Source organism: Bifidobacterium amazonense (genome assembly GCF_018555435.2).
Lineage (GTDB): Bacteria > Actinomycetota > Actinomycetes > Actinomycetales > Bifidobacteriaceae > Bifidobacterium > Bifidobacterium amazonense.
On the sequence record NZ_JAFEJT020000090.1, the window covers coordinates 1 to 8,795 of the forward strand.

Consider the following 8,795-nt stretch of genomic DNA (forward strand, 5'->3'; position numbering starts at 1 on the left):
CCCCGTCCCCGGCCCGAACGCCTAGTCCAGCCGCCAGTCCACGGGCTCGGCCCCCATGGCGGTCAGGGCCGCGTTCGCCCGCGAGAACGGCTTCGAGCCGAAGAAGCCTCGCGAGGCGGACAGGGGGCTCGGATGCGGCGATTTGATGATGTAGGCGTTCGTCAGCAGCGGCTCGAGACTCTGCGCGTTGCGCCCCCACAGGATGGCCACCAGCGGCTTGGGCCTGCCGCCGGCGTCCACGCGGGCGTTGAGGGCGCGGATCGCCGCGTCGGTGACCTGCTCCCATCCCTTGCCCTGATGGCTGTTCGGACGGCCCACGCCCACCGTCAGGCACCTGTTGAGCAGCATCACGCCACGTTCCGTCCACGGCGTCAGATCGCCGTTGGACGGCATCGGCACGCCGAGATCGTCGACCAGCTCCTTGTAGATGTTGATCAGGCTTTTCGGCAGCGGGCGCACGTCGGGCGCCACGCAGAAGCTCAGCCCCACCGGATGCCCCGGCGTCGGATAGGGGTCCTGTCCGACGATGAGCACCTTGATCGAATCGAAGGGGATCGTGAACGCGCGAAGGATGTTGTGGCTCGCCGGCAGATAGCGGCGTCCCGCGGCCAGTTCGGAGCGCAGGAAATCGCCCATGCGGTGCACCTGCGGCTCCACCGGGGCCAGCGCCTCGGCCCAGCCGGCCTCGACGAGTTCGGACAATGGTTTGACGTGTGATGCTTCCATGCCGTTCACTGTAGGCGCACCGCCTCCCCGAGGGGCCAGCAGAACGCCGGAGAAGACGTTCTGCTGGCCCCTCGGGCGGTTTCGGGGCGCCTGCGGAGTGTGCATATCCGGTGCACGAGGCGCGGGCGTGTTGTGCTTGGGGCAAGGTGGCGGTTAGACTCGTGGGTAGTTTTGTGACGGAAGGGCTGATATGGCGAAGCAGGACAAGGAAACCTATGAATCGTACGCGCGTGATTCATTCGACACTCCTCCGGTCGGCCCGGTGGGCGTGCATCGTGGCGCACGGTCCGTCGGTGCACGCACGCTGCCGTATCTGATCGTCCTCATCGTCGCCGCGCTCGCCGGCGCGCTCGCATGGGGCGTGATGACCGGCGAGTTCTCCAAGTTCGTTTCAGGCGCGTTCCCGAACTCCTCGACGACGTCTTCGACCACGGCCGGCGGACAGTCTGGCTCCGGTTCGTCCGATGCGTCCGGCTCGACGTCGTCCGGCTCGTCGTCCGACGGCACCGGTTCGTCCAGCCAGGACGACCAGTCCGCGAGCGGCTCGTCGTCCTCGTCCGGCAGCAATTCGTCCGGCCAGAGCTCCGATTCATCCGATTCATCGGACCAGGGCTCCTCGGATCAGAACTCGTCCGACCAGAATTCGTCCGGTCAGAGCTCCGATTCCTCCGACCAGGGCACGCAGACCGTCAACAAGGCGACTTCCGTGCGTGTGGTCAACGCCGCCGGCATCAACGGCTATGCGGCCGAGAAGGCCGGCGTGCTCACCTCGGCCGGCTACACCAGCGTCACGGCCGCGAACCCGACCACCGACAACCTGCCGTCGTCCACGGTCGTCTGGTATCAGAACGAGACGGATCTCGCCACGGCCCAGGACGTGGCCTCGCAGCTGGGCATCTCGGACGTGCAGCAGGCCACGGGCATCGATGTGCCGGTCGTCGTCGTGCTGCGCAACTGATCGTGCCGATCCGGCCTCGGCGACGCCCCCGAATTGACGCGAGTCAATAGAAAAAACCGTTGGAATTTCGGTGTTTTTCCGGTCGGTGGGCAAAGTTAGTCCCGTCAACCGTTACAATGGGTAGAGTCGCGAGGTAGGGGGAGCGCGAGGTAGTGCTGTGTGTGTTCTTCCATTTATCCGCGATGTTCGGATTCCCTAGGAAAGAATGGTTATGGCACACGGAACCGTGAAGTTCTTCAGCGCTGGTAAAGGATATGGTTTCATCAACCCGGATGACGGTGGTGACGACGTATTCGTCCATTATTCTGTGATTCAGGGTGATGGGTTCAAAACGCTGGAAGAAGGGGAGAAGGTCGAATATGAGGCTGAGCACGGGCCCAAGGGCATGCAGGCCACGAAGGTGATCAAGCTGTAGGGATCGCCGGATTCGGATCCAATCCCGTAGCTAGCCCCCGGACGCACCGGCGTCCGGGGGCTTTTTCGTTCCGCCGCCGTTTGCCATCAGCGCAATCTCCGGACCCCGGTTGGCACTCGGGCACCGAGAGTGCTAATCTCCCAATTAGCACTCGGAAGGCGAGAGTGATAACCGGCAGCTGACGGCCGGTCGCCGCGCCGCCCTCCGCAGTGAGAACAAGTACCGTGAAGCCATTTGGAGGACAACAACCATGGCAAAGATCATTTCGTACGACGAGGAAGCTCGCCAGGGAATGCTCGCGGGCCTCGACAAGCTCGCCGACACCGTCAAGGTCACGCTGGGCCCGAAGGGCCGCAACGTCGTGCTCGACAAGACCTACGGCGCCCCGACCATCACCAACGACGGCGTGTCCATCGCCAAGGAGATCGATCTCGAGGATCCGTACGAGCGCATCGGCGCCGAGCTGGTCAAGGAAGTCGCCAAGAAGACCGATGACGTCGCCGGCGACGGCACCACCACCGCGACCGTGCTCGCCCAGGCCCTGGTTCACGAAGGTCTGAAGAACGTGGCCGCCGGTTCCAACCCGATCGCGCTGCGCCGCGGCATCGAGAAGGCCTCCGAGACCATCGTCAAGGAGCTCATCGCCGCCGCCAAGGATGTGGAGACCAAGGACCAGATCGCCGCGACCGCGACCATCTCCGCTGCGGATCCGGAAGTCGGCGAGAAGATCGCCGAGGCCCTCGACAAGGTCGGCCAGGACGGCGTCGTGACCGTCGAGGACAACAACCGCTTCGGCCTTGACCTCGAGTTCACCGAGGGCATGCGCTTCGACAAGGGCTACATCGCCCCGTACTTCGTCACCAACGCCGAGGACCAGACCGCGGTGCTCGAGGATCCGTACATCCTCCTCACCTCCGGCAAGGTCTCCAGCCAGCAGGACGTCGTCCACATCGCCGAGCTGGTCATGAAGACCGGCAAGCCACTGCTGATCATCGCCGAGGACGTCGACGGCGAGGCGCTGCCGACCCTGATCCTCAACAACATCCGCGGCACCTTCAAGTCCTGCGCCGTCAAGGCCCCGGGCTTCGGCGACCGTCGCAAGGCCATGCTGCAGGATATGGCCATCCTCACCGGCGCTCAGGTCGTTTCCGACGAGCTGGGCCTCAAGCTCGACTCCGTCGACCTGTCCGTGCTCGGCCACGCCAAGAAGGTCATCGTCTCCAAGGATGAGACCACCATCGTGCAGGGTGCCGGCTCCAAGGAGGACATCGACGCCCGCGTGGCCCAGATCCGCGCCGAGATCGAGAAGTCCGATTCCGACTACGACCGCGAGAAGCTGCAGGAGCGTCTCGCCAAGCTGGCCGGCGGCGTTGCCGTCATCAAGGTCGGCGCCGCCACCGAGGTCGAGGCCAAGGAGCGCAAGCACCGCATCGAGGACGCCGTGCGCAACGCCAAGGCCGCCATCGAGGAAGGCCTGCTGCCGGGTGGTGGCGTGGCCCTTGTCCAGGCTGCCGCCAAGGCCGAGAAGGACGTCAAGCTCGAAGGCGACGAGGCCACCGGCGCCGCGATCGTGTTCCGCGCCATCGAGGCCCCGATCAAGCAGATCGCCGAGAACGCCGGCCTGTCCGGTGACGTGGTCATCGACAAGGTCCGCTCGCTGCCTGATGGCGAGGGCCTGAACGCCGCGACCAACACCTATGAGGATCTGCTGGCCGCCGGCGTCACCGACCCGGTCAAGGTCACCCGCTCCGCGCTGCAGAACGCCGCTTCCATCGCCGGCCTGTTCCTGACCACCGAAGCCGTGGTCGCCAACAAGCCGGAGCCGAAGCCGGCCGCTCCGGCCGCCGGCGCCGACATGGGCTACTGATCGGCCCGGTCAGCTCCAGCCATCGGCTGAATAGCCAAGTGTACGAGGGAGGCTTCCCGCTTGATGCGGGAGGCCTCCCTCTTTTTGCTTCGTTTCCGTTTCGGCATGCCGTTTCACGAGAACAGACGCATGGCCTGCGCCTCGGTGTCGGCATACAGCGCGGAGGCCGAGGCGAGCGCCTGCTGGATGGATTCCAGCGAGGCCTCCATCTGCTGCTGGGCCGCGCGCCACTGCTCGGCCACGCTGGCGAACTGGGTGGCCGCGCCGCCCCGCCAGACGCTCTGCAGGTTGTTGAGATTGGCGTACATGCCGTTCACCGCCTGACGGATCGAGGCGACGGAGGCGTTGACGGCCGCGGACGAGGACTGGATCTGTTCGGAATCCACTTGGTACTGGGGCATGGCGTTCTCCTTTCCAAGAACGGGTTGTGTGTCGGTTGTCACAGCGCCCGGTCGCTTGGCGCAACCGGTCGCTAAGGTGGACGATATGACAAATCGCGACAACGCATACGGAAAAACGACCCCTGTGGTCGAATGGTCGCGGCACGGCGTGTCGCCAATGATCGCAATGCTTGCGGTGCTGCTCGCCCTGGTGGTGTGCCTCGGATCATTCACAATTTCTCCATCGGCGTTGGCTGACGGCACGGATTCCGGCTCCGGCTCATCCGACCAAAACGGTGCGTTCACCGACGACATCACCGATACGCAGAACCTGCTCGGCTCCGACCTGAGTACGGTCACCGACGCGATCGCGCAGACCAAGCAGGAGACCGGCGTGAGCGTCAAGCTCATGTATCTGCGGACCTTCGGCGTCAAAGTGGATGCGGATACGTGGGCCAAGGGCGCGCTCAAAGGCATGAACCCCGCCAGGAACACGGTGATGCTGGCCGTCGCCTCCGACGACGGCAATCTCGTGGTGGCGGTCTCGTCGAATTCGGACGAATGGCTGCGACGGCAGTCCACGGTCGACGAACTGTCCAAGGCCGCCGGCGACCAGCTGCTCAAGGACACGCCGGATTGGGCCGGCGCCGCCACGGCCATGATGGATGAGATCGTCACGATCAGCAAGACCTCCACGTCCGGTTCGTCGGTGGTCGTCGGCGTGGTCGTGTTCGCCGTCGTGCTGGCGGTGCTCGTCGCCGTCATCGTCGCGACGATAGTCATCCGCCGCCGCATGAAGCGCAAGGTGATGCGCCAGATCGCCGCGAAACGGAAGGCCGCCGAGGACGCCGGCGAGGAGTTCGATGAGAACGGCCCGCTCACCCGCAAGGAGATCCGCATGAGGCGCAAGGCGGGCATGTGGAAGCGGTGACGTGCCCGCGGCGGAGTCCATCCTCGGAGGAGAGGCGCCGCCGCCGACCCGGCCATTGGACAAGAATCAGCGGACATTCAGGAAACCTCCAGATGGGCGCGACATGCTGGAAGGCATGAATAAGCCCATTGAAGCATCGATTGTTGTTGTGGATGATGAACCCTCCATCCGCGAACTGCTCGTAGCGTCCCTGCATTTCGCCGGTTTCGAAGTCGCCACCGCCGCGTCCGGCTCCGAGGCCATCGAAGTGATAGAGAAGACCCAGCCCGATCTGATCGTGCTCGACGTGATGCTGCCGGACATCGACGGATTCACCGTCACCCGCCGCATCCGCCAGGAGGGCATCGGCGCGCCGGTGCTGTTCCTCACCGCCCGCGACGACACGCAGGACAAGGTCATGGGCCTGACCGTCGGCGGCGACGACTACGTCACCAAGCCGTTCAGCCTCGAGGAGGTCGTCGCCCGCATCCGCGCGATCCTGCGCCGTACCCGCGAGCAGATCGAGGACGACCCGATCATCCGCGTCGGCGACCTCGAGATCAACGAGGATTCGCACGACGTCTCCCGCGCCGGCCAGCCGATCGACCTGAGCCCGACCGAATACAAGCTGCTGCGCTACCTGATGGACAACGAGGGCCGCGTGCTCTCCAAGGCGCAGATCCTCGACCACGTCTGGCAGTACGACTGGGGCGGCGACGCGGCCATCGTCGAATCCTACATCTCGTACCTGCGCAAGAAGGTGGACGGCATCACCTACACCGATGCCAACGGCGAGACGCGCAAGGTGACCCCGCTCATCGAGACCAAACGCGGCATCGGCTACATGATCCGCGAACCCAAGACCGCTCCGGGCGCATGAGCATGAGCGGCGCGAACAACACGCCGGACGGAGGAGCGCCCGCAGGCGCGGCCGGACCGGTGACGCCGCAGCCCGGCGCGGCAACGGCGTCGGCGCACGCCATGATGCGTCCATCATGGTTCAAACGTCACATCGGCCGTCACATCGACGCGATTCCGCTGGCCACCAAACTCGTGGCGTGCATCATCGTGCTGCTGACCATCGGATCGTTCTCGCTCTCGTTCGCCATCCGGCAGCTGGTCAGCAACTACCTGCTCGAGAAAACCGACTCCCAGCTGATCAACCAAAGCCAGCTCGTCGCCAGAAACACCGAGCTGCTCAGCGAAATGAGCAAGTCGGAGACCTCGTTGAGCATGACCAGCTACTACGTGCAGATGCGCGACTACAAGGACAACACCGTCAGCGACGCCGTCGTGCCGAATCTGAGGGGCGGCGTGGTCTCCAAGCCTGTCCTGCCGACGGACGACAACTCCGTCTCGCTCGGCCAGCCCTTCACCACCGCCGCCAAGGTTTCGTTCGACGGCATGAACCCGGCCAACGAGCACGTGAGCCGCGACACGATCCAGAAGGCCGGTCTGCCGTGGCGCGTCGTCGCGTTGCGCTGGGTCGACCTCGACACCAACCAGCAGCAGTACACGCGCGGCACCATCTACATCGGCCTGTCGCTGAGCGACCAATACGATACCGCGGACACCATCACGCGCTACAGCGCGATGGTCGGCATCGCCGTCGTGCTGCTCGGCGGCGTGATCGGCATGCTTGTCGTACAGGCCACGCTCGCCCCGCTCAAGCGCATCGAGAAGACGGCCGCGAAGATCGCCGCCGGCGACCTGAGCCAGCGCGTGCCCTCCGCCCCGGAGAACACCGAGGTAGGCTCGCTCGCGGCCTCGTTGAACGCCATGCTCACACGCATCGAACAGAGCTTCCATGAGCAGCAGGAGACCACCGACAAGATGAAGCGGTTCGTCTCCGACGCCAGCCATGAGCTGCGCACGCCGCTGGCGGCCATCCACGGCTACGCCGAACTGTACAAGATGCAGCGCGAATTCCCGGGCGCGCTCGAACGCGCCGACGAATCGATCGAGCACATCGAGGCGTCCAGCGCACGCATGACCGTGCTCGTCGAGGACCTGCTCTCGCTCGCCCGACTCGACGAGGGCCGCGGCATCGATCTGACCCAGCAGGTGCCGTTGACCTCGATCGTCTCCGACGCGACTGATGACCTGCACGCGCTCGACCCCGAACGCGGCATCCGTGAGGGCCATCTCGAGCTGCGCCGCGGCGAGGACGGCAACGGGACGGACTTCGCGTTCGTCGAGGGCGACATGCCGCAGGTCACTCTCACCGGCGACGGCTCGCGTCTGCGTCAGGTCGTCACCAACATCGTCGGCAACATCCACCGTTACACGCCGGCCGATTCGCCGGTCGAGGTGTCGATGAGCGTGCTGCCCGCATCGATCAGTCCCGAATCGCTCTCGCGCATGCCCGCCACGGCCACGTCGATGCATCATCTCATCGAGGCCATCGAGGTCGGCCAGAACATGCAGGTCGGCATGAACTATGCGATCGTGCGTTTCTCCGACCATGGTCCGGGCGTGCCGGAGGCGTCCCGCGCGCAGATCTTCGAACGGTTCTACACCGCCGATCCGTCACGCGCCCGCCTCAAGGGCGGCACCGGCCTCGGCATGGCGATCGCCCAGTCCGTCGTCAAGGCGCACCGCGGCTTCATCTGCGCCACGGGAAGCGAGGGCGGTGGCCTGACCCTGACCGTCGTGCTGCCGGTGGCCCCCGTCGAGCCCACCATGCCGGCGCCGGTCGCGAAGGACGCGGCCAACGCGGCCGCCTCCGGCAAGACCGGCTGGACCCGTTCCTCCGAGCGCAAATCCGCCAAGTCCGACAGGAAGAACCGGTGAGACTGAGCAGGGTTTGAGGTACACTGAGTCTTTGATCTGATTGTGACGGCGGGCAAGGGGCCCGCCGATACCGAGGCAAAGACAGAGGTGTGAGACAAGATGCCCAGTGGACGAGTGCGTTGGTTTGATGCGAACAAGGGATACGGCTTCATCACGAACGACGAGGGCAAGGACGTGTTCCTGCCCTCCGCCGCGCTGCCTGCCGGCGTCACCACGCTGCGCAAGGGGGCCAAGGTCGAGTTCTCCGTCGTCGACGGCCGTAAGGGGCCTCAGGCGATGGGCGTGACCTTGGTCGAGGCCCTGCCGTCGATGGTCAAGGCCACGCGTCCCAAGCCGGACGACATGGCCGCCATCGTCGAGGACCTCATCAAGCTGCTGGATTCGGCCGGCACCACGCTGCGCCGCCACCGCTATCCGTCGCAGCAGGAAAGCAAGAAGCTGGCCACGCTGCTGCGCGCGGTCGCCGACAACTTCGACGTACAGGAATGATGATGCCCGAAACGACAATCGACCCGGTCCAGCTGGCACGGGACGTCGCCATCGAGGCCGCGGAGGGCGAGGCCGCTCTGGTCGGCCCGTTCGTCTCGTCCGTCGATCTGGGCGACCATGTGACCGACTTCCGCTTCGTATGCCAGCTTAAGGGCTATGAAGGCTGGCAGTGGACGGTCACGCTGTTCCATGACGAGGAGGCGGAACGCTGGACGGTCAACGAGTCCACGCTGGTGCCCACGGAGGATGCCCTGCGC

At 65.3% G+C, this 8,795-nt stretch carries 10 protein-coding genes; 8 read left to right on the top strand and 2 right to left on the bottom strand.

The window, feature by feature from the left end:
- Positions 1-21 precede the first annotated feature (21 nt).
- The gene (locus JS533_RS12905; protein WP_241515144.1) at positions 22-726 is read right to left on the bottom strand and encodes a uracil-DNA glycosylase; all 705 of its coding nucleotides are present in this window, start codon (positions 724-726) and stop codon (positions 22-24) included.
- Positions 727-916: 190 nt separating this feature from the next.
- On the opposite strand from JS533_RS12905, the gene JS533_RS12910 reads away from it, so the two are divergent.
- The 3 genes from JS533_RS12910 (at position 917) to groL (ending at position 3,966) form a co-directional block, all read left to right on the top strand.
- Entirely contained in the window at positions 917-1,684 is a 768-nt protein-coding gene (locus JS533_RS12910; protein WP_241515145.1) for a LytR C-terminal domain-containing protein, read from the top strand.
- Positions 1,685-1,895: 211 nt separating this feature from the next.
- Positions 1,896-2,099 (top strand): cold-shock protein, encoded by a 204-nt coding sequence (locus JS533_RS12915; RefSeq protein WP_033492971.1) that lies wholly within the window; start codon positions 1,896-1,898, stop codon positions 2,097-2,099.
- 250 nt (positions 2,100-2,349) lie between these two features.
- Complete coding sequence (gene groL, locus JS533_RS12920; protein ID WP_241515147.1) at positions 2,350-3,966, top strand: chaperonin GroEL; 1,617 nt, start codon at positions 2,350-2,352, stop codon at positions 3,964-3,966.
- A gap of 113 nt (positions 3,967-4,079) precedes the next feature.
- Here groL and JS533_RS12925 read toward each other — a convergent pair whose 3' ends face one another.
- Complete coding sequence (locus JS533_RS12925; protein WP_033492967.1) at positions 4,080-4,367, bottom strand: WXG100 family type VII secretion target; 288 nt, start codon at positions 4,365-4,367, stop codon at positions 4,080-4,082.
- A gap of 229 nt (positions 4,368-4,596) precedes the next feature.
- On the opposite strand from JS533_RS12925, the gene JS533_RS12930 reads away from it, so the two are divergent.
- From JS533_RS12930 to JS533_RS12950, 5 genes are all read left to right on the top strand, one after another.
- Complete coding sequence (locus JS533_RS12930) at positions 4,597-5,277, top strand: TPM domain-containing protein (protein ID WP_241515149.1); 681 nt, start codon at positions 4,597-4,599, stop codon at positions 5,275-5,277.
- Between the two features lie 115 nt (positions 5,278-5,392).
- Positions 5,393-6,136 carry a response regulator transcription factor gene (locus tag JS533_RS12935; RefSeq protein WP_241515151.1) on the top strand — a complete coding sequence of 248 codons (744 nt, stop codon included), beginning with the start codon at positions 5,393-5,395 and terminating at the stop codon, positions 6,134-6,136.
- Positions 6,133-8,049: a HAMP domain-containing sensor histidine kinase gene (locus tag JS533_RS12940; RefSeq protein WP_420838667.1), complete on the top strand. Its 1,917-nt coding sequence runs from the start codon at positions 6,133-6,135 to the stop codon at positions 8,047-8,049. The genes JS533_RS12935 and JS533_RS12940 overlap by 4 nt, the downstream gene beginning before the upstream one ends.
- Before the next feature lie 99 nt (positions 8,050-8,148).
- The gene (locus tag JS533_RS12945; protein ID WP_241515153.1) at positions 8,149-8,538 is read left to right on the top strand and encodes a cold-shock protein; all 390 of its coding nucleotides are present in this window, start codon (positions 8,149-8,151) and stop codon (positions 8,536-8,538) included.
- Positions 8,539-8,540: 2 nt separating this feature from the next.
- Positions 8,541-8,795, top strand: a 255-nt coding sequence (locus tag JS533_RS12950) for a DUF3027 domain-containing protein (RefSeq protein ID WP_241515155.1), incomplete at its 3' end; no start/stop codon positions are given.

Bases quoted from the DNA above. Each gene is read 5' to 3' on its own strand.
- JS533_RS12910 (WP_241515145.1), top strand. From the start codon at position 917: ATGGCGAAGCAGGACAAGGAAACCTATGAATCGTACGCGCGTGATTCA.
- JS533_RS12915 (WP_033492971.1), top strand. From the start codon at position 1,896: ATGGCACACGGAACCGTGAAGTTCTTCAGCGCTGGTAAAGGATATGGT.
- JS533_RS12935 (WP_241515151.1), top strand. From the start codon at position 5,393: ATGAATAAGCCCATTGAAGCATCGATTGTTGTTGTGGATGATGAACCC.
- groL (WP_241515147.1), top strand. From the start codon at position 2,350: ATGGCAAAGATCATTTCGTACGACGAGGAAGCTCGCCAGGGAATGCTC.
- JS533_RS12925 (WP_033492967.1), bottom strand. From the start codon at position 4,367: ATGCCCCAGTACCAAGTGGATTCCGAACAGATCCAGTCCTCGTCCGCG.
- JS533_RS12945 (WP_241515153.1), top strand. From the start codon at position 8,149: ATGCCCAGTGGACGAGTGCGTTGGTTTGATGCGAACAAGGGATACGGC.
- JS533_RS12940 (WP_420838667.1), top strand. From the start codon at position 6,133: ATGAGCATGAGCGGCGCGAACAACACGCCGGACGGAGGAGCGCCCGCA.
- JS533_RS12905 (WP_241515144.1), bottom strand. From the start codon at position 726: ATGGAAGCATCACACGTCAAACCATTGTCCGAACTCGTCGAGGCCGGC.